Origin of the sequence: Legionella sp. 39-23, from assembly GCF_001897665.1 — a bacterium.
Lineage (GTDB): Bacteria > Pseudomonadota > Gammaproteobacteria > Legionellales > Legionellaceae > Legionella > Legionella steelei.
The window spans coordinates 98968-120066 of the sequence record NZ_MKTO01000002.1 but is presented as its reverse complement, the minus strand read 5'-3'; the positions used below and the strand labels follow the sequence as shown (position 1 = coordinate 120066).

Below are 21099 nucleotides of genomic sequence, written 5' to 3'. Positions count from 1 at the left end.
GCTGCGCTGCACCCAGGCTACACATCACCAAAACTTCCCTCAAGAGATGTTCCTCCCCAATTGGAATCAATAATGCCCTGACGTATAAATCGATGGATACTTGAGTAAGGCCATACCTTCGGTGACGTTACTAACCCATGTTTTACAGGATTATAATGAATGTATTCAACATGCCTTTGATAATCTAATTCATTTCGTATCCGATGTTCCCAAAATCTTCTTTGCCAAAAATTATATTCACCTCGTTGATTGGGTTTTAGTGATATTCCAGATTTTATTAGTGAACGAGTAAAATGTGCTTTTATTAAAAGCCAGCGCCGAGAATAATCAAAATCGTTATAAGGTAATTGCCAAATCACATGAAGGTGATCTGGTAGGATAACAAAAGCATGCATTTCAAAATGGGCTTTTTTACGCACCGCTCTAAATGCATTGCCTAAGTTTCTGATGTGTAAGGTCAATAAGTTTGAATGCCTATTGCGTAAGGTAAGAGTAAAAAAATACATACCGCCCGCAGTAAAATCACGTCGATAATGAACCATACTCGTTTAAATAAAAGGTTGGATTTCCTATACCCAGAATATCAAAAGGGTAGGGGAATGAGAAGCAGATGATATCGAAATATGTAGAAATATGTAGCCTGGGTGCAGCGCGGCCAAACCCGGGTTATGGGAGCGTGATTTTATTGTGAACCCCGGGTTACGGCATTCGCCTTCACCCAGGCTACACTACTGTGCTGCAGAACCTGGGTTATGAGGACTAATGCGTTTGCATTTCTCCCAAGTGGAAGGGGTAGTCATGGCGGCAACGGGCATAGGCGGCGCCAATTTTGGCGGGGTTGGGGTAAAATGCGTAATGAGTGGCCTTGTACGCACAGCAGGGGACTGCGCTGACAAAACAGCCTCTTTTGGCGTTCCAGCGGTAATGGCCATCTTCTGCCATTTGCAATGTTCTGCCATCAAAACAGACATACCGCGGTTGCGAAGGAATTTCCCCAATGACACACCCTTGAGCATGCACTCCATTTATTAATGCAAATAATAATCCAGTTAGTATGATTTTCACACGTAATCCTTTAATCTTGCTATAATAATGTTATAACGTTAGTCCATCTTACCGCCTTTATTCAAGCAAGATGTACTGGAGCGATGAAATTTAAGGTTATTTTAAGAAAATAAGTTTAAAATAAATACATAATGGTCTGCGGAGTGTTTGATTATGCCTAAGAATAGAGAGTTGTTAACTGCGATAAGAAATACCACTGCGTTACGAGTTGCACCGAGGAATGTTCCTATTAGAAATGCTGCATTAGAGGCAATATTGTCAGCTAATGAAACACAAGGCCCTTTTGAAGATGCCGTGATTGCTCATGCCGCATTTTGGGGCGGAATCGATCACACTCTTGCAGGACTTTATAAGAGACCTTCGGTACGTGGCGATGACTATATAGAAGCAACCGACCCAACGAATACTTTTAGACTAATGAAACAAGCCGCTGCTGAGCAACGTGTCAAATTTGCATTAGCTGGCGCACCAACTGATGCTTTAGTTGGTCTTTTAACAACGGATTATGCAGATAATGGAAAACAACTGAGAGACTACTTAGAATTAAAACAAAATGCTCTTGGACTTACACTCAACACGGTACCTGGATGGAATACAGCTAATGAGGATATTCTGACTAAAGATGCTTTGCTGCGCGTTAGAACAGAAGCAGCAAACCAGGTATTAATTCAATTAATAGCTAAACCTGGACTCACTGATCCTAAATTATTTGATGATCTAGTTAAGGCTACAAATGAAAGAGAACTTCAAGCAGCTGCGAAAGCACTTGCTACCGCAGGAGGGATTACTCCGCCCACAACAGTAGATAAGCTTGTTGATGCGATGACATTTGCCGACAGGGGGATTGTTGTTGATGCAGCTACAGCACGCCATAAGACCCTGCTTGACGACAAGGCCATAACAGAGTTTGAGAAACAACTACGGGAGTTTAGAAGTAGTGTTACAGACGCGAATCTTTTGGGGATGCAAGCTATCCTTAGCCAGAGGGATCCTGTAAATTTCTTTGATAATTTAGCAACTAGTCCAAATTTAAAAGAGGATGGCGCGAACCTATATAAGGGCAGAATGCCGGGCGTGGATGATCCCAAAAAACAAAAATTTGCAAATGATCATCAACAAGCATTATGTGAACAATATCTGAAAGCAAAGATACCCACTGTAGCTCCAAATGGGCATTTAATCAGTGCATTGAAGGCAGCAGATGCAACTAATTTAAGAACACACTTAAAAAACTTTATAAACGTCCGTGGTGACGATGCTATCATCGACAAGGCTGTAACAGATACAAATGTGGCCGCGATTAAACTTGCTTTAGCGAAGGATGCAATTAAGCATTTGATTCCAACTCTTAGTGACGTTGAGTTGAAAAAGCTTCAGGAAAACGCTGCTAATTTAGATAGTTTTAAAGTAGCGATGAATGCGAAGGTTGGAGATCCTAATGCCTTTGATTTTCTTAAGAAGGAGGACTTGCCTGAGTTAAGAGCCGCAATTCGTGAGGGGGTTGATGTTAAGGCGCGAACTAAGCGCGAAGCAGATTTTGATGCCGCAGTTGCAACATCTCGTCTAGGCGGCGCAGGAATACATGCACAATTAAAGGTAGTATTTAAAGACTTACCCAGTGAAAAGCAAAAAGAGCTATTTAAAGCTGATGGAACAGTAGATCGTCAAAAGGTTGATGTGTTAATTAATGCAAAAACTGAAGACAGGCTTCACTCCCTTTTGGGAAATAAAAACGCCAAGGGACAACCGCTTGTTGTTGCTGGATTAGCTGCTGAAAATGAACGACTTGCTTTGCTTAGGCAAATTAGTAATCCCGAAATAGCAAAAGTTTTGGCAGGCCGTACTGATGATCTTGATCAAGATAAGATTGATCGTATAAATGCAATTTTATTAAATAGACGACATAATCCAGGAGCTGTACATCCAGCTGTTCCATTTGATATAAATACTGCTGCTGATTATAAAACCTTTATTACAGAAATTGCTACTGTTCTTGGTAAGGGGACTGATGATGTATTTCATCAAGCGTTTAACCTAACAGACCGTAACAGTAATGTTTTAAATGGTGCTGGTGGCAATGCAATCGCAGTTGCTGTTAAAGCACGACAGGTAACGAACCAACACTTGTTTGCTGCTCTTGCAGATCCTACCCCTCCTCCCACTGGTCTAACTGAGTCACAGAAAAAACTTGTGGAGATTTTTGCGAGAGTAGAAGGGACACATGGTCTTACCAAACCGCAACCAGCAACAGTACCGCCAACAGTACCAGCACCACCACCCTATAATATGAATTCTGTGGCTGGTATCAAAAAAATTGTAGAGACATTTTTATATCACAACGATCCTGATGGATTCCTTGATGAGCTTATTCCAAGCCCAGCTGCTAATTCTCCTGAGGAGAAAATGAAAGCGGAGTTGCGTAGAGAATTTACGCCTGAGCAATTTCGTGCTGTAGAAGACCTTAGACTTAAGTCTAATTTTGTTGGTCCTATGGCTACTGATGAGAAAAGACTGAAAGTTATAAAAGAGATCAATGAAAATCTAGACCAACAAGAAAAAATTACGCCAAAGATTGAAAAACATAAAGGGCATTTAGATAAGCTTAATCAAGATCTTGCGATACTCCCTAATTTATTTAGTAAAGCAAATGACGAAATCGCAAAGAATAAAGCTGGGAAAATGATAGGGGAATATAAAGCGCTGTCAGGACAATGCGATCTACTTATAGAGCATTTAGCGACAGCTCAACGCGATCTGCAAGCACGTCTCGATGATACGCCTATGCCCGCTGAAGATCCTACTGCGCCACAACGTGGAGCAGTAAGGAAAGCAACCAAAGAGCTGCATGACAGATTAGAAAAAGAACTTGCTGTAATTGATGAGCAATTGGAATTTTATAAAGGGGTACAAGACAAAATAGGCGGAGCCTTAAGAGACATTGACAAAATGATGAAGGGTACGGGAACTGCTCTTGTAGAGACAGAAACTATTAAATACACAGTTCTTGACAAGGGCAAGGAAAAAGCATCAGATACAGCGATTCAAGCAAATGCTTCAGGACCTGCACCCGTGGTGCACGGTACGGTTAATGCGGATCCCGATGCGCCGATCTTTAAAGTCAAAGACATACCCAAAGCAGGTCAAGTCCTTGCTATTGACATAACTCATCCTAATCCAACAACACCTGGCGGAGCCCCAGTATCCCAATCACGCGTTACAGTTGATTATCATCCTGGTCCAGCTAACACAGATGGCTCTAGACCTATAAGGGTAAATATAGCTGAAGCAGCTACAGGGGGGGATAAATTTTTAGCAGAACAAGCTATGGAGGCTGCAAAAAATCTATTAAAAGACTGGAATGGTAAGAGCCCTATTAGATTAAATGGAGTGCATGGGAAGGATAAGCAATTACAATTTTTATGGACAGCAGTGTGCCGTCTAGGTGAAGAGCACCCTAAGTTCTCGCGTGATAAAATAGAATTTAGAGGTACTAGTTCTTGGAGACCGGATAACGAACGAAGTTTTGGTCGTTATACTGCGGAATCTGCTTATAAGAAGGTATTTGAAGGTTCAGCCAAATCATTAGTTGATGCAAAAGTAGACGAGTTCAAGGCTTTGGTTAATAAAGATAAAAGAAATGCAATCGATAAAGGTGTGAAATCTGCTACCAGTCTCTTTAGAGATTCATTGGATGAAGGTAGGAAACAGGATATTGCCACTAGAGCGAAAAAGGATATTGCAGTGCAGGGTCCGATGGTATCTCGTGCTCCTACTCTTGGCGGTGGGAGTGACGATTAACAATAGAGGGGAATCAATTGAATTCAAACCAACTGGCGATTGGTGTATTTGACTCAGGGATGGGCGGCCTAACGGTTTTGCGTGCATTACGTGAGGGATTGCCGCAAGAATCGTTTATTTATTTAGGGGATACTGCCCGGCTGCCTTATGGGACTAAAAGCCCGGATACTGTAAAACAATATGCGATGCAAATGGTAAAATTGTTAGTAGAGCGGCGGATTAAGGCTTTAGTGATTGCCTGTAATACCGCAACTACCGCGGCATTGCCGTATTTGCAAGAAATGCTACCTGACATGCCTGTGCTTGGGGTGGTTGCTCCAGGGGCTGCAGCGGCGGTTGCGGCAACTACAAACAAACGTATTATTGTTTTGGCGACTGAAACAACGATTGCATCGAATGCATACCAACAGCTTATTATCCAAAAATTACCGCAGGCCGAAATTAATACGCGTGCGTGCAGTGTCTTGGTTGCTTTAGCAGAAGAAGGCATGGTGAACAACCAAGTGGCTCGTGAAGCGTTAAAGCATTATCTGGATGGCTTTACTCACGAAGATACGGTGTTGTTGGGATGTACCCATTTCCCAGTGTTTAAGCCTTTGTTACACAGCTTATTGCCACAAGGAGTGACGATAGTCGACTCGGCACATGCAACATCGCTTGCACTGCAGCAGCTGCTCGAAAAGCAGGATTTGTTGAGTAATGTTCCTGCCTTGCATCGCAAAATGAACTATTTAGTCACTGATTCTATCAAGCGCTTCCAGATTGTAGGTGAGATATTTTTAGGGGAACAGCTGGCATCGGCTGATATTGAGCTTGTGGATGTTAGGCCTTGACATTGTTTGTGCGATTCTGAACCCTGCACCCAGGCTACATGTTACGTTGTATCGCTTGGGTGGAGGCGGAGCCGTAACCGTGGAGAGCTCATTCATCCTTTGGCGGTCTACTCATTAGATTTTGTACCACTTGTTTTGCACTAATTTTACCTTGTAACAGCGCATTAATCTGCTCACAGATGGGCATTTCGACTTGGTGTTGTTTGGCGATGAAGCAAACTTGTGAGGCGTTGTATTTGCCTTCTACAACTTGGCCAATTTGTTTTTCGGCATCGGTGATGCTGATGTTTTGTCCTACAAGTAAACCAAAGCGACGGTTTCGTGATTGATCATCAGTACAGGTCAACACCAAGTCACCAACACCCGCTAATCCAAGAAAAGTCTCTGCGCGTGCGCCCAATGCAAGCCCCAGTCGCTCCATTTCTGCTAAGCCACGTGTTATTAATGCTGCTTTGGCATTCGCGCCATAACCCAAACCATCACTGATCCCACAGCCTATAGCCAAGACGTTTTTAATCGCACCACAAACCTGGATGCCAATCAGATCGTCACTCATATAAACACGCACATTGTCGTGATGAAGTAATTCGCGAATGTTTTTTTGATATTGCGGATCATTGGAAGCCAAAGTCATCGCCGTAGGTAAAAAATGAGCGACTTCTTTAGCAAACGATGGGCCTGAAATAATTGCTTGCGGAAAGGAAGGGCCAAAAGTTTGACTTACCAGATCACTTAATAATTGATGGCTTTGTGGATCGATGCCTTTAGTCAGCCAAGCTAAACCTTGGGGTGGTTTTTTTATTTTTGTAATAATTTCCGCAAATGCATGGGAAGGAACCGCAACAATGACGTATTGGGCTGCGTTGATGCAGTGATCGAAATCAGCTGAAACCTCCAAAGTATCAGGAAAATTGATGCCTGGTAAAAAGCGCGGGTTTGCTTTTTTTTCTTTCATCAGCGCAATATGTTGAGGATCATGTCCCCACAACAAAACATGATGCCCTGCCTTAGCCAGGTGAATTGCAACGGCAGTACCCCAAGAGCCGGCACCTAATATAGCAATGGTTGTTTGGTTCATTTTTATATTCTTAACTAGAGTTAAATGAAGCTCGAAGCTGTGTCCTATTAAGTTAAAGTTAAAGCCTTGCACGTAAATTGTCATCCCCGCGAAGGCGGGATCCAACCCTAAAGTAAGGCCAAAGCCAATTTAGGAATGGATTCCCGCCTACGCGGGAACGACACGTTATTTAAGCAAGGTAGGCTGGGCTGTTAAGCCCAGCGTTTACAGAATTAATTCTTACTTTCGAAATGCTATCATGAAACCCATTAATGTAAGCCTAATTAGCAAGTATCTTTTTCATATGCTCCTAAGGAAAAATACTTTGGCGCGTTCTTGCGTGCTGGGCTTAGCAGCCCAGCCTACGTTTATTAAGCTATTTTTGTACGCTTCAATGTAAATTTTTAAGCTTGGGTTTCTTTTTGTTTTTCTGCAACTTGTTGCATGTATAGTGCATCAAAATTAATAGGTGCCAGTACCAGTTGTGGGAAGCTGCCACGAATTACTTGTGATGTAATTGCTTCACGAGCATAAGGGAATAAAATATTGGGGCAGAAACTATTTAATAAGTGATCCAGTTGATTCTCTGGAGCGCCTTGGATGGTAAAAATACCTGCTTGTTTTACTTCAACAAGAAATGCCGTAGCTTTCTTATTGGATACTGTTGCCGTAACCGTTAATACCACTTCAAAAACGCCTTCTTCCAGTTTGGTATTGGCGGTATTGAGTTCAAGATTCAGTTCAGGTTCCCATTGTTGTTGGAATACAGCAGGAGTATTAGGGGTTTCAAAAGATAAATCTTTAACATAAATCCTTTGAATCATAAATTGGGTTTCATTTTGATTTTGTTGCGCCTGGTTTTCTTGTTCATTCATGACTTTGTTATCCTCTTAGTAATGTATCGAGTTTCCCCTGGGCGTCCAGGGCATATAAATCATCGCAGCCACCAATATGTTGGCCATTAATGAAAATTTGTGGCACGGTACGTCTACCACTTTTGCTTATCATTTCATCACGTAATTCGGGCTGTACATCCACACGAATCTCGGTAAATGAAGCGTGCTTTTGCTGTAATAACTCTTTGGCTCTGACACAGTAAGGGCAATAAGCAGTACTGTACATGATGACTTCAGCCATAATCTTACTTTCCTTTAACTAAAGGTAACTCGGCATTTTGCCAAGCAGCAATCCCGCCACTCAGTACATGGGCTTGGTACCCTTGAGCACGAATTTTGTTGGCAAGAGACTGAGCATCAAAAGGGCGTGTAGCGATCAGAATAAGGGGTTTATTTTTATATTTATCCATTTTTTGTTGTTCAAAATCCTCGCTTTTCGCATGGATTGAATCAATAATATGACCTTTGGTATAGGCCTCTTTATCACGCAGATCAATGACCACCGCATTTTCATTATTGATTAAATCAACAGCAACTTGCGGCGTGAGTTCCTTGGCCTTCTTTTTTTGTGTGATGAGCTCGTTGATAAAGACTAAGAATAAAATCACGATAAAGGCGAGCCATAGCTGCCAATGATTTATGATGAATTGACCTAAATGTTCCATGTTCTCTCTTGATATTTTATTAATGTAGCGAATTATCCCCAGAATGGGGTCTTAACGCAAGTAAGGCAACCATTTAAATGTAGTCTGGGTGCCGTGCCTATCTTTTTCTTTTAAGCAGGACATAGACTGCGCCACTTCCCCCATCTTTGGGAAGTGCACTGTGAAAAGCCAGGACCTCGTCTAACTGGGGTAACCAGCGATTTAGCAAATTTTTAATGACGGGCGGTGCACCAAGATAACCGCCTTTACCGTGAATGATTAAGATGCATCTTTTGTCATTTTCCGCTTGAGTTTGAATAAATTGACACAAGGTCTCGCGCGCATTTTCACTTTTTAAGCCATGTAAATCCAAGCGGGCTTCCCAGGGGATGTGGCCCATTCTTAATGCTTTGAATCTTTGGTTGGAAAGGCTGGGATGAACATAGGACAGGATTGTTTCGGAAAGAACCGTATCGACAATCGTATCAGATAAGTAGTATGCCTTTTTTTCTTGTGTTGGTTGTGGTGTCTTTTTTTTAGGAATTGCAGGCTTAGGTTGCAACACCTTGACCTTTGCTTGTTGAGTCAACGGTTTTACGGAACGCATGGATTCTCGAAACAGGGCTTTGTCTTCATCCGACAAAAAATCGTCAGCCATATTTTACTAAAAATAATTAAGTGATAACTGAAGTATAACCCGGGTTACGCTACGCTGCACCCCAGGTTGCGCAGTATTTTGATATGGTTTCGTTGTGGCCGCATAGGCTGGGCTGTTAAGCCCAGCGTTTGTAGCATTAATTCTTACGCTCCAAAATGTGCATCATCAAACCTGGACGGTAAGCTCAGTTATCAAGTGTTTATCCATCTACTTAGAAAGAAATATTGGCTTGGTTACATGCGGGGCTTAGCAGCAGCTCAGCCTACGTTTATTGAGCTTGGTAACCAATAACACATGCAATCCGGAGCGTAGCGGGGGGATCTCCATGCACCTGGTTACTCAATAGGCTACTTTTGTTGATTAACATAGGGTACAATTTGTACTTTTTCTGGATGAGAATTGAAGCCCCATGAGCAACTATATACTTAAGGAAACGGAAGAATTAGTCACGATTTTAGATTTTTTACGTTTTAGCGTGTCTTGCGCAACTCATGCGAATTTATATTATGGCCATGGCACCGATAATGCTTGGGATGATATGCATTCATTAATCTTGAGAAGCTTGTCTTTGCCCTATGATCTAGATGCAAATTGGCTTAACGCACGTCTCACTACAAGTGAAAAGAAATATTTATATCAACAATTGGAAAAGCGCATTAATCATCGCGTACCAGTGCCTTATCTAATTAAAGAAGCTTATTTCTGTGATATTCCATTTTATGTGGATGAACGGGTTCTTATTCCGCGTTCACCTATCGCGGAACTGATAAAAAATGAATTTTCACCTTGGGTCGAGGCGGATAAGGTGCACCGTATTTTGGATTTGTGTACGGGAAGTGGATGCATTGCAATTGCTTGTTGTTATGCTTTTCCTGAGGCACAGGTCGATGCAGTTGATATTTCTAGCGAAGCACTTGCTGTTGCTGCCATGAATCGCGAAGAGTTGGGTGTTGAAGAGCAACTTACTTTAATTGAGTCGGATTGTTTCTCCAAAGTGCCAAAGGTAGGCTATGATTTAATTGTCAGCAATCCGCCCTATGTGGGTAAGGAAGAGATGCAGACTCTACCTGATGAGTTCCGGCATGAGCCTGTTTTAGCTTTGGAAACCGGTAATAATGGATTAGCTATTGTTAAAACAATTCTCCAGAATGCGTCTGACTATTTAAGCGAAGAAGGTGTTTTGATTGTGGAAGTAGGGAACAGTGAAGAGGCTTTATGTGAGGCTTATCCCGATCTTCCCTTCACCTGGCTTGAGATGAGCCATGGTGGCCAAGGTATATTTTTATTAACGAAGCAGCAGCTAGACGAGTACTTTAATGTCCGGTAACACATTGGGAACTTTATTTACGGTAACCACATTTGGTGAAAGCCATGGGCCGGCTATTGGTTGCGTGGTAGATGGCTGTCCTCCTGGATTGATGTTGCAGGAAGAGGATATTCAACCATTTCTGGATAAGCGTAAGCCTGGACAATCTAAATACACAACACAACGCAGAGAGGAAGACAAGGTACAAATTCTATCTGGTGTATTTGAAGGTAAAACGACGGGGGCACCGATTGCCTTATTGATTCATAATACTGATCAACGCTCGAGGGATTATGAAGAAATCAAAAATTTATTTCGTCCAGGTCATGCAGATTTTACCTATCATCATAAATATGGACATAGAGATTATCGTGGCGGCGGTCGTTCTTCAGCCCGAGAAACAGCAGCACGTGTAGCGGCTGGAGCGATTGCGCGTTTGTATTTGCAGCGTCATTTAAACTTGGAAATAGTGGGTTATTTGCAGCAGATGGGCGATTTGATTTTGGACTTTGTTGATGAGGCAGAGATTAATAATAATCCTTTTTTCTGCCCTAACACGACTCAAACTCAGGATCTTGCTGATGCAATTGAACGCTTAAGACGCCAAGGGGACTCTGTGGGCGCTCGGGTTAAGGTGATTGCGAAAAATGTGCCTGTAGGATTAGGCGACCCCGTATTTGATAGACTGGATGCTACCTTAGCTTATGCTATGATGTCCATTAATGCTGTTAAAGGTGTTGAAGTTGGTGCGGGATTTGCTGCGGTGAATCAGTTGGGTTCTGTACATAGAGATCAAATGTCGCGTCAGGGATTTCTGAGTAATCATGCGGGTGGTATTTTGGGTGGTATTTCCACAGGACAAAATATAGAAGTGAGTATCGCATTAAAGCCTACTTCGAGCATTATTACTCCAGGTAAGACGCTTAATACCTCTGGGGATGAAGTGACGATCGTAACTAAGGGACGTCATGACCCTTGTGTAGGAATTAGGGCTGTGCCTATAGCGGAAGCAATGATGGCTTTGGTGTTGATGGATCACTATTTGAGAAATAAAGCGATAAGTTCTTTTCCATAATAAGAGCGCAAATAATCCCTTTCCCCTAGGGGAGAGGGTGCCCGTAGGGCGGATGAGGGTAAACGATGTAATAAAACGTCCTTTCCCTAGCCCTCTCCCGCAGCGAGAGGGGATTTTTCCTTTTCCCAATAGGGAATAGATGATGATAGAATTTAGATGAGGTCGAGAATGAGCAGAGAATTAAATGTAGCCATAGTTGGTGCCACCGGGGCCGTAGGTGAAACGTTTCTAACCGTGTTGGAAGAGCGAGATTTTCCTATAAAAAATCTTTATCCATTAGCTAGTTCTCGCTCTGTTGGTAAAACAGTGCGATTCAGAAATAAGCAATTGGATGTTTTAGATCTGGCGGAGTTTGATTTTAGCAAAGTAGACATCGCTTTATTCTCAGCAGGTGGTTCTGTATCTAAAGAATATGCCCCCAAGGCGGCTGCCAGTGGATGTGTGGTTATCGATAATAGTTCTTGTTTCCGCTATGAAGAAGACATCCCTTTAGTTGTTCCTGAAGTCAATTCTCACCGTATTGCTGACTATAAAAATAGAGGCATTATTGCCAACCCTAATTGCTCGACGATTCAGATGGTTGTTGCGCTAAAGCCTATATATGATGCAGTAGGAATTGCGCGAATTAATGTGGCAACGTATCAATCTGTTTCAGGTACTGGAAAGAAAGCCATTAGTGAACTTGTGGCGCAAGTAGGGGATCTTTTGAATGGCCGACCTGCTAATGTTAATGTGTATCCCCAACAGATAGCGTTTAATGCGATCCCACATATTGATCAGTTTGAAGAGAATGGGTATACCCGCGAAGAAATGAAAATGGTCTGGGAAACACGTAAAATCATGGAAGATGACCACATTATGGTCAACCCTACAGCAGTGAGAGTACCGGTCATTTATGGTCATTCTGAAGCCATTCATTTGGAATTAAAAAAACCGTTAACTGCAGACGAAGCGCGTAAAATTCTTTCTAAAGCTCCGGGAGTAAAGGTTGTTGATAATGTGAGCAAGGCCAGTTATCCAACTGCAATAAAAAATGCTTTAGGACATGATGATGTATTTGTGGGGCGAATTCGCCAAGATATTTCCCATCCTAATGGATTAAATTTGTGGGTCGTTGCAGATAATATTCGTAAAGGTGCGGCATCGAATGCAGTACAAATTGCTGAAATTTTACAAAGAGAGTTTTTGTAATATATTGATGTTATTGTAATTATTGTAGCCTGGGTGCAGCGTAGCGTAACCCAGGGTTATTATTTATGCCTCATTCCTGGGGGCCGCTGCACTCAGGCTACAATAAGTCATAGTTTTTAAACAATAAGCAGAACTTTAAAAAAATCCTCCTACTTTTTACAACCTAAGTTATACTTTGATTAACACGATTGGATTTTTAAAATATGCTAAATGAATATTATTTGACTGATGATATTGAAGAGCCGGTTCTTGCTAGCAGTGTTTTGTCCTATGTTACTCCCTATGTTTCTGGTAAGCAGTTTCACGAATTAAAAACAGGACAAATTTCTTGGGAAGCAAAACTGGATCTCTCTAATTTAATGCCAGAGGATGCTCGTCAGGCTTTGTTGGGATTTATTCAAAAACAGGTGAAGAAGAACAAATATTCTTTGCTTATTGTTCACGGTACACAAGGTGCTACCAATGCTCCCCCACTACTAAAGAATTTAATTAATCACTGGTTGCCGCAAATTGAAGAGGTGGCTGCTTTTCATAGCGCGAAGCCTAGTGATGGTGGTATTGGTGCTGTATATGTTTTGCTAAAAAATGTATCGAATCTTCCTGTACTAACGCGTGCAGAACAAAGCACTTCTTTTTTAGTTGTTGAAACTAAAGACATGGAACGACAAAGACGGCTTGCCGAACAGCAAGGTGAACGACGGATAGCACTCGTGAAGGCGCGTGAGCACTCTAATCAGGAGTCTCAACCTGGTCTTGAAGGTGAGTTACAAAATAGCATTTTACAACATCCTGCTTTAGATAGTCAGCGTTTTGATGGTATTGATTCTCCTTTAAATCCAGAACCTCCTTTAAATACTGATGCGCGACGTGAATACGATAATGAACGACGTAATCAGGAACAAGAAAAGCAACTGCGCTTAGGTAATATGCCGAAATTCACTAATACGCCTAAACCTAGAGGTCCCTAATGACAATTGCAAGTGACATAATCAGCCATCGAATGCCTGATTTTGAAGCTTATCTTCGAGCAGGAGAATCGTTGGATGACATTGATGAATACGGTTTTACGCCCTTAATCGAGTGCGCTATCACACGTCAACTCGAAATTGCTGAACAATTAATTGTGCGTAAAGTCGACGTAAATAAAGGCGATGTGACCGGACGTACTCCCCTGCATTGGGCCGTAGATAATAATGATGTCGAGTTGGCAGAATTATTATTAAATAGTGGCGCAGACCCTAATGCTTATACACGTAATGGACTTTCGATATTGGTTTATCCTGTATTACGCAATCAAGAACCCCTCAAACATTTACTCTATCGCTATGGGGCGAAGCTTGATTTTGCTCTTGATTTTATTAATGGCAAACTCATTGGGCATCGTTTTGAATTACAAGGAGATGTCGATATTGTTAATGCCAAGGGTGAATTTATTGAACTGGATTATGAGGGGTTTATCCTTGAGTTTACTGTTGCTGTGATAAGAGATGCGCTCAGACGTTTTATCAGCAGCTATTCAACACGTCATTTACGTGATTATTTTCCATTGGCGCATGTGATTATCGATGCGTTTGTACTTGCGGAAGAACTGTTACAATATCAACATGTGCCTATTTTAGGGGAACAACACTTTAGACGTCTCAATGAATGTTTAAAGGCCCCAATGCTGATTCTTCCGGCAGCCAGTCGCGGTCATGCCATGGGATTTATTCGCTTTGGTTTATGGTGGGCTAAAATTGATCGGGGTGAAAACAGCTTACAAGAGGGCAGTGTTAATATCTATAAAATAAATAATCCTGAAGCTTTGAATGCGAGTTTTCTACAAAATTTTCTTTATAAAAAACAACCAAGACGTTATTTTCATCAGGTGATTAATCAACAATTAGGATTGATTCCCGTTGCAAAAATGCCAATTAGTTCGCAAATTAGTGGCAATTGCTCTTGGGCCAATATACAAGCGATTATAGCAGTTGCTTATGCCATTCAAGAGTTGGAAAAAAACAATTTTTTAAATCCCGATCCCGCGATGTTCTTTTATGATGAATGGGTATCCTGGGATAAGGAACGTGCCATAGATGAATGCATCCAGCGTTTTTATTTGGCCAATCCTGTTCGTAAAGCCAGTATTGCGGCAATGTTAGGTGGTGTTTTATATCAGGCCTGTAATTATGAAAACAAACGGCATTTGGAAATGGCGGAGAAAATACTCCGAATTCTCACTTTACCTGATTATGAGTATATTTTAAAAAGTTACCTTGAAGAGTACTGCATCAAACGATTAACCAAAAAAGGTAATAATTTACTGAAAATTCTCGATGATTGCGGTATTAATCCCAATATTGGTGTTAATCCTATTGCGACAGGGTTGTAAGCGTTGCCATAGTAGGCTGTGCTGTTAAGCCCAGCGTTTGCATTAATTGTACTCGCCAAGCCTACGATTGCTTACCTCATTTTTAATCCTCAGTTCTACACCCAGGCTACGCTTGGTGTTTTTCTTCGCCCTTATTTTTTCGACTATAATCAAAGGATAATCATGTCGCTTAAGATAAGGAGATCATCATGTTAAAGTGGGCGCTCATCTTTTTGGTTGTTGCCATTGTTGCGGGATTATTTGGTTTTCGCGGCATTGCGTCCACAGCAACCGGTATTGCTAAAGTGCTCTTCTTTTTGTTTATTGTTATTTTCCTGGCATTTTTAATTTTGAGTTTATTTGGAACCGGATCACTTACCTCGGTACCGTAGTTGCAGCGTAGGTGAGCCTTCGTTATCCCGAACGTAGGTCGGGATAACGAAGGCAAATTTAGAAACTATAGAGTGGCAATGTCAATGACAAAACGATAGCGTACGTCGCTTTTTACAACACGTTCATAAGCCTCATTAACTTGTTGTATGGGAATTAATTCAATATCAGACACGATGTTGTGCTTGCCGCAGAAATCAAGCATTTCCTGAGTTTCTTTAATGCCGCCAATTAATGATCCAGACAGACTTCTGCGTTTACTTATCATGGAAAAGGGATTAATTGGGATGGCTTCTTCTGGAATACCAACTACAACCATAGTTCCATCACGTTTGAGTAATTGGATGTATTCATTCCAGTCGATTTTGGCGGAAACGGTACAGATAATGAGGTCAAAATAAGTGTTTAATTTTTTGAATGTTTGCGGATCTGAAGTAGCAAAAAAATGATCGGCACCCATACGTTTGCCATCGGCTTCTTTATTGAGTGAGTGGCTTAACACCGTAACCTCTGCTCCCATTGCATGCGCTATTTTGACACCCATGTGTCCAAGTCCACCCAAGCCTAAAATGCCTACGCGTTTTCCAGGACCAATATGCCAATGTCTTAAAGGAGAATAGAGGGTTATTCCTGCACAAAGCAGAGGTGCTGCGGCATCCATAGGTAAGTTTTCTGGGATTTTCAGAACATAATTTTCATCAACAACAATTTTGGTCGAGTAGCCACCTTGAACCAAATTACCGTTAGCATCCAGATTGTTATAGGTTAATGTCATTCCACCTTCGCAAAACTGTTCCATTCCTTCATGACAACTTTCGCATTGTCGACACGAATTAACAAAACAACCCACACCAACGTGGTCACCTACTTTAAACTTACTGACTGATGATCCTACCTTGCTGACTACTCCAACAATTTCATGGCCTGGAACCATTGGGAATAAGGAGCCACCCCATTCATCTTTTATTTGATGAATATCTGAGTGACAAATGCCACAATAATGGATATCAATGAGCACGTCATTTTTTTCAACCTCACGACGTTCAAATGAGTAAGGTTTGAGTGGTGCTTTTGCGCTATGAGCAGCATAGCCTTTTACGGGTATCATTTAAAACTCTCCTTGTTGTGTCGCGTTAGTTCACTTTCGTCAGTGAATGAGGGAAATCCTTAATTCGAGGAGTAAACATGCAGAAAAGGATGTTTCTCGAATTTTAGAATTATAGCCTAGATGGAAGGGAAGTCGTAACTAGGGAACTTTTGCTGTGTCATCTTTTATTGCATTCGGATTGTATGTGTTAGGGTAATTCGTTGACAAAAAAAGCAAGTGCAGGCTTAGCAGCCCAGCCTACGCTTTATTGAGCTATTTTTGCCAACGAACTAGTTAACACATTCGTGGATGATGGGACGCAGCCCCTCATCCACGTTACAATTTATTCTTTTACAGCAGTCTCTCTTTTTTTATTGCCTTCTCCCTTAGGCGCTGCTTTGACATTTCCTTGTTGCTGCTGGCCTGTTTTTCTACGATTCTGGTTGGAGGCTGTTGCATTATTACCTGTACCTGTACCTGTTCGTTGCTGCTGGCCACCACTGGGGCGACGTCTTCTATTTTGTGGTCTTCGGTCACCACCAGAATTAGAACCTTTCGAAGTTCTTGTCTGATTTTGATTACGTCCTGGCATTCTTTTAGATTGGCTTTGTGGTGCTACAGCCGAGGAATCTGTGTGTCCACCAAATAAACTTGACCATAAGCGTTTGATAAAGCTGGCTTGCGTGCTTTTTATAGGCTGATGTTCTATTAATGGTTTGACTGCGGGTTCATCCCGTAAAGAGCCTTCTGCGTCACTACCAGTAATATGTAATTCTGGTTGTTGGATTAAAGTATAACTAGGCTTTTTCGATTTACCTACATTGTCTTCTTTTAGACGATTGATTGAGTACTGCGGTAAGTGCATGTAAGGATTAGCGATAATCATTACGGATACACTGTGTCTTTTTTCAATGTCTTTAATGAAATCGCGCTTTTCATTCATGATGAAGGTTGCCATTTCTGCAGGAAGCTGGACTTGGATTTCAGCGGTCTTTTCCTTTAGTGCTTCTTCTTCAATAAGACGCGTAATGGCTAGTCCATGAGATTGAATGTTACGAACAGTACCTCGTCCTTCACAACGTGGACATACTTCCTGAGCACTTTCACCAAGTGATAATCGCAAGCGTTGACGCGACATTTCTAACAGGCCAAAACGGGAAATACGTCCAACCTGAATGCGTGCTCTATCTGCCTGTAATGCTTCTTTCAGACGATTTTCGACATCTCGTTGATTTTTACTTGAGCTCATATCGATGAAATCGATTACAACTAAACCGCCCAAATCACGTAGTCGTAACTGACGAGCAATTTCGTCGGCTGCTTCAATATTGGTATTGAACGCTGTTGCTTCAATATCTGCTCCGCCAGTTGCTTTGGCTGAGTTGACATCAATTGACACCAGAGCTTCGGTTCTATCAATCACCAAAGCACCTCCAGATGGCAACATCACTTGACGTTGGTATGCAGTTTCTATCTGACTTTCAATTTGATAGAAATTGAATAAAGGGATACTGCTGTTATAGAGCTTCAAGTTTGGTAAGAATTCTGGTTTTACTCGCTCGATATATTGCTTGGCTTTAATGTAAGAAATCTGGTCATCTATGATAATTTCACTGATGGATTTGCGTAAATTATCACGAATAGAACGAATGATGACATCACCTTCTTGATGAATCAAACAAGGAGCTAGTTCTGTGTTATAAGCCTGCTTGATGGATTGCCATTGATTGCACAGCATATCCAAGTCATCTTGTAATTCTTCTTGGCTTTTACCAACACCCGCTGTACGGATAATAAGTCCCATGTCTTCGGGCAAAGTCAATGCATTGAGTGTCTCGCGCAGTTCATCACGCTCTTCACCTTCAATGCGTCGTGATATCCCACCAGAGCGGGGATTATTAGGCATTAAAACGAGATAGCAGCCTGCTAACGTAATATAAGTAGTCAGTGCGGCGCCTTTACTACCACGCTCTTCTTTATCTACCTGGACTAGTAATTCCTGGCCTTCACGGATTAACGAAGTGATTGGCGGTTTCTCATCGCCAAATTCTTCAGGATTTTTGCTTAAATATTCAGGAGCGATTTCTTTAAGAGGCAGGAAACCTTGGCGTTTCGAGCCGTATTCTACAAAAACAGCATCGAGGCTTGGTTCTCGTCTGGTGACGGTTGCTTTATAAATATTCCCCTTTTTCTTCACTTCACCAGGACATTCAATATCCAAGTCAAATAAATAACGGTCTTTAATGAGTGCAACACGAACTTCTTCAGTTTGCATTGCATTGATTAACATTTTTTCCATCTGGTTACCCCATAATTTAGGGCGCCCATCATTTAAGTTGAGATAGTATAAGGCTCAAAATACCTCAGAGGTTCAATAGGATTTACTGCTATTTCTACACTTTTGGCTGATGTCTGGATTTTCTGTGCTTTATGGCACACAACAGTATGCTTTGTTGCAATGTTTGAAAATCCGAGTGTTTTGCCGCAAGTAGATAATAGGTCAGTAGCACCTGGGATTGAACAATAAGCGATGTGATCTTTAAGCGAACCCATGGCCTCATAAACAGACTTTACGCATGCTCCCTGTTCAACAGACTCTTTTTGAACCGCTAGTGTAGAGGACAACTGTGCTGTTGGCCCGGTGCGCGAACTTTCATGTACTGATGGGTACACTCTAGTTCTGCGCTCAGCGAGTTTCGAAAAAGATCTAACGAGAGGTGCATACTGTGAAATATACTGGTTACAAATCAAACGGGTTGGAATAGATAGCCAAAGGCGTGCGAAGGCCCGGAAATAATTCGTAATCGGTATAAAGCATGTCTGGCATGCGTAGGTTTCTGTCAAAAATATGGTCAATTTATCTCTGGCATTGGGTCGCTTCCTTATATCTTTATGCTTAAATGGAAGCGCTATTTTTTATGTAACTCTATTTAACAAATAATCATTCATTTAGCTTGGCCAAAGCCTAACTTCCTCAATGATTGGCATATACTTTAAAGTAAATAGTCACGCTTTTTTTATTTAAATGCGTTATAATTCGGTTGCATGGAAATTTTCCCACGCTACAGGTGATCATATCAAAAAAATCACGCTCAGCAAACAGGTTTATTGACAATGAATGAAGTAAGTTATAAAGAAATTAGTAATGAAGAAGAAGGGCAACGTCTAGATAATTACTTGATTCGTATTTTAAAGGGCGTTCCCAAGAGCCATATTTACAGAATTATACGTGGTGGTGAGGTCCGTGTTAATAAAAAAAGAGCACAAGTCAGTTCACGATTACACGCCGGAGACAGCATTCGCATTCCACCAATTCGCTTGTCCGAGTCAAAAGAGGTATTTGTAGGTGATGCTTTAGCAAAACGACTAAAAGATTGTATTATTTTTGAAGATTCCTGTTTCTTAGTAATTAACAAGCCCGCGGGTATTGCTGTTCATGGTGGAAGTGGTTTAAGTCTTGGGGTAATCGAAGCGTTGAGAAAAACCAGACAAGATTTAACTTATTTAGAGTTGATCCATCGACTTGATAAGGACACTTCGGGTTGTCTTTTATTAGCTAAGAAAAGAAGTACTTTGAGAGCAATGCATGCACTGCTTGAGGCGCGTGAGGTGCAAAAAACTTATTGGACGTTATTAACTCATCGCTGGGAAGGCAAAAAACAAGTAATCGTCCGAGCCGCACTTGAAAAAAATACTTTAAAATCAGGTGAGCGTATTGTGTCTGTTAAAGAAGACGGCAAGGCATCTGAAACAGCATTTAAACTTCTTGAAAACTATCAGCAAGCATGTTGGGTTGAGGCTAGTCCTAAAACGGGTCGTACACACCAGATTCGTGTACATAGCGCACATTTAGGACACGTTATAGTTGGAGATAAAAAATATGGGGCACTTGCAGGAGAAGTAGAAGGGATAGATAATCAGCATCATCGCCTTTTTTTACATGCGCGATCCGTGCAATTTGAATTGAATGGCACGAAGCATTTGTTTCAGGCTGATGCAGATAACCATTTTTCTACCGCACTAAAACAATTACGTGCGAGGAGCGTAGTGAGCAATGAGCAATCCATATGATTTGGTAGTATTTGACTGGGAAGGTACTATTGCGGATACTTTAGGGATAGTGTTACATGTTGTTGCTACCGAAGCGAATGTGCTGGGATTTGGTGATTTTGATCCCCAGCAAGCGAGAAAATTTGTTGATTTAGGTTTGGTACAGGCTTTGAAGAAGACTTATCCTCATTTGACAGAACCACAACATCAACAATTATTACAATCGGTGCAATTGGCTATGCATTCTCGGTCTGCAGATGTATGCTTGATGCCTGGCGTACGTGAATTGATCTTTCAATTACATGATGCAGGGATAAATCTGGCAGTTGCAACGAACAAGGGGCATCAATCTTTGTTTCGAGCATTACAGGCAGCAGGTCTTGATAAGCTATTTAAAGTAACCCGTTCTGCGGGACAAGTACCTGCAAAACCTTGTCCACAAATGTTGGAAGAAATTATTGCCGAATATAGCGGAGCTGCTGCTACGACTTTGATGATAGGTGATTCACTTATCGATATGGAAATGGCAAAAAGTGTTAAAGTAACCGCCGTAGGAATAGACATTTATCATCAACAGGAAGAGGCCGCACTTAAGGCTGCTGGAGCACTGGCAGTTTTTGATGATTATAAACAAGTAGCGGATTTTTTAAATTTGTCATAATAGAGAGTGAACCACGTACAGCTTGTTGTAATGTGGTA

At 41.6% G+C, this 21099-nt stretch carries 19 protein-coding genes; 10 read left to right on the top strand and 9 right to left on the bottom strand.

What is annotated here, in order from left to right:
* Positions 1 to 17: 17 nt before the first annotated feature.
* Together BGO44_RS00705 and BGO44_RS00700 are read right to left on the bottom strand one after the other, a co-directional pair.
* Positions 18 to 542 carry an REP-associated tyrosine transposase gene (locus BGO44_RS00705; protein ID WP_273197623.1) on the bottom strand — a complete coding sequence of 175 codons (525 nt, stop codon included), beginning with the start codon at positions 540 to 542 and terminating at the stop codon, positions 18 to 20.
* A 186-nt stretch (positions 543 to 728) separates the two neighbouring features.
* On the bottom strand, positions 729 to 1016 hold the full coding sequence (locus tag BGO44_RS00700) for a hypothetical protein (RefSeq protein WP_273197621.1): 288 nt from the start codon (positions 1014 to 1016) through the stop codon (positions 729 to 731).
* A gap of 202 nt (positions 1017 to 1218) precedes the next feature.
* Here BGO44_RS00700 and BGO44_RS00695 point away from each other — a divergent pair, with 202 nt between their 5' ends.
* Both BGO44_RS00695 and murI read left to right on the top strand, forming a co-directional pair.
* The gene (locus tag BGO44_RS00695) at positions 1219 to 4863 is read left to right on the top strand and encodes an interaptin (RefSeq protein WP_273197619.1); all 3645 of its coding nucleotides are present in this window, start codon (positions 1219 to 1221) and stop codon (positions 4861 to 4863) included.
* Positions 4864 to 4880: 17 nt separating this feature from the next.
* Complete coding sequence (murI, locus tag BGO44_RS00690; protein ID WP_273197617.1) at positions 4881 to 5696, top strand: glutamate racemase; 816 nt, start codon at positions 4881 to 4883, stop codon at positions 5694 to 5696.
* An 88-nt stretch (positions 5697 to 5784) separates the two neighbouring features.
* On the opposite strand, the gene BGO44_RS00685 is transcribed toward murI, so the two are convergent.
* From BGO44_RS00685 to BGO44_RS00665, 5 genes are all read right to left on the bottom strand, one after another.
* Positions 5785 to 6774 carry an NAD(P)H-dependent glycerol-3-phosphate dehydrogenase gene (locus BGO44_RS00685; RefSeq protein WP_058511865.1) on the bottom strand — a complete coding sequence of 330 codons (990 nt, stop codon included), beginning with the start codon at positions 6772 to 6774 and terminating at the stop codon, positions 5785 to 5787.
* A 383-nt stretch (positions 6775 to 7157) separates the two neighbouring features.
* Positions 7158 to 7628: a protein-export chaperone SecB gene (secB, locus tag BGO44_RS00680; protein ID WP_058511866.1), complete on the bottom strand. Its 471-nt coding sequence runs from the start codon at positions 7626 to 7628 to the stop codon at positions 7158 to 7160.
* 7 nt (positions 7629 to 7635) lie between these two features.
* Positions 7636 to 7890 (bottom strand): glutaredoxin 3, encoded by a 255-nt coding sequence (gene grxC / locus BGO44_RS00675; protein ID WP_058511867.1) that lies wholly within the window; start codon positions 7888 to 7890, stop codon positions 7636 to 7638.
* A 4-nt stretch (positions 7891 to 7894) separates the two neighbouring features.
* Positions 7895 to 8314, bottom strand: a complete 420-nt coding sequence (locus tag BGO44_RS00670) for a rhodanese-like domain-containing protein (RefSeq protein WP_058511868.1) — start codon at positions 8312 to 8314, stop codon at positions 7895 to 7897.
* 97 nt (positions 8315 to 8411) lie between these two features.
* Positions 8412 to 8951: a Smr/MutS family protein gene (locus tag BGO44_RS00665; protein ID WP_273197613.1), complete on the bottom strand. Its 540-nt coding sequence runs from the start codon at positions 8949 to 8951 to the stop codon at positions 8412 to 8414.
* Between the two features lie 409 nt (positions 8952 to 9360).
* Between BGO44_RS00665 and prmB the strand changes: the two genes are divergently transcribed.
* The 6 genes from prmB (at position 9361) to BGO44_RS00635 (ending at position 15265) form a co-directional block, all read left to right on the top strand.
* Positions 9361 to 10278, top strand: a complete 918-nt coding sequence (gene prmB, locus BGO44_RS00660) for a 50S ribosomal protein L3 N(5)-glutamine methyltransferase (RefSeq protein ID WP_058511870.1) — start codon at positions 9361 to 9363, stop codon at positions 10276 to 10278.
* Positions 10268 to 11332, top strand: coding sequence for a chorismate synthase (gene aroC / locus BGO44_RS00655; RefSeq protein WP_273197610.1), 1065 nt, complete (start codon positions 10268 to 10270; stop codon positions 11330 to 11332). The genes prmB and aroC overlap by 11 nt, the downstream gene beginning before the upstream one ends.
* Before the next feature lie 168 nt (positions 11333 to 11500).
* Positions 11501 to 12523: an aspartate-semialdehyde dehydrogenase gene (locus BGO44_RS00650; RefSeq protein WP_273197608.1), complete on the top strand. Its 1023-nt coding sequence runs from the start codon at positions 11501 to 11503 to the stop codon at positions 12521 to 12523.
* A 203-nt stretch (positions 12524 to 12726) separates the two neighbouring features.
* On the top strand, positions 12727 to 13491 hold the full coding sequence (locus tag BGO44_RS00645; RefSeq protein ID WP_273197605.1) for a Smr/MutS family protein: 765 nt from the start codon (positions 12727 to 12729) through the stop codon (positions 13489 to 13491).
* Positions 13491 to 14894: a Dot/Icm T4SS effector AnkH/LegA3 gene (gene ankH / locus BGO44_RS00640; RefSeq protein ID WP_273197603.1), complete on the top strand. Its 1404-nt coding sequence runs from the start codon at positions 13491 to 13493 to the stop codon at positions 14892 to 14894. The genes BGO44_RS00645 and ankH overlap by 1 nt, the downstream gene beginning before the upstream one ends.
* Positions 14895 to 15082: 188 nt before the next feature.
* Positions 15083 to 15265, top strand: a complete 183-nt coding sequence (locus tag BGO44_RS00635) for a DUF1328 domain-containing protein (RefSeq protein ID WP_273197601.1) — start codon at positions 15083 to 15085, stop codon at positions 15263 to 15265.
* A gap of 65 nt (positions 15266 to 15330) precedes the next feature.
* On the opposite strand, the gene BGO44_RS00630 is transcribed toward BGO44_RS00635, so the two are convergent.
* The gene (locus BGO44_RS00630; protein WP_273197599.1) at positions 15331 to 16371 is read right to left on the bottom strand and encodes an NAD(P)-dependent alcohol dehydrogenase; all 1041 of its coding nucleotides are present in this window, start codon (positions 16369 to 16371) and stop codon (positions 15331 to 15333) included.
* A gap of 322 nt (positions 16372 to 16693) precedes the next feature.
* A complete protein-coding gene (locus BGO44_RS00625) occupies positions 16694 to 18649 on the bottom strand; it encodes an Rne/Rng family ribonuclease (RefSeq protein WP_273197597.1) in 1956 nt (651 codons plus the stop codon).
* An 815-nt stretch (positions 18650 to 19464) separates the two neighbouring features.
* Between BGO44_RS00625 and BGO44_RS00620 the strand changes: the two genes are divergently transcribed.
* Both BGO44_RS00620 and BGO44_RS00615 read left to right on the top strand, forming a co-directional pair.
* Entirely contained in the window at positions 19465 to 20421 is a 957-nt protein-coding gene (locus BGO44_RS00620; RefSeq protein ID WP_058511879.1) for an RluA family pseudouridine synthase, read from the top strand.
* The gene (locus BGO44_RS00615) at positions 20405 to 21061 is read left to right on the top strand and encodes an HAD family hydrolase (protein ID WP_058511880.1); all 657 of its coding nucleotides are present in this window, start codon (positions 20405 to 20407) and stop codon (positions 21059 to 21061) included. The genes BGO44_RS00620 and BGO44_RS00615 overlap by 17 nt, the downstream gene beginning before the upstream one ends.
* Positions 21062 to 21099 lie beyond the last annotated feature (38 nt).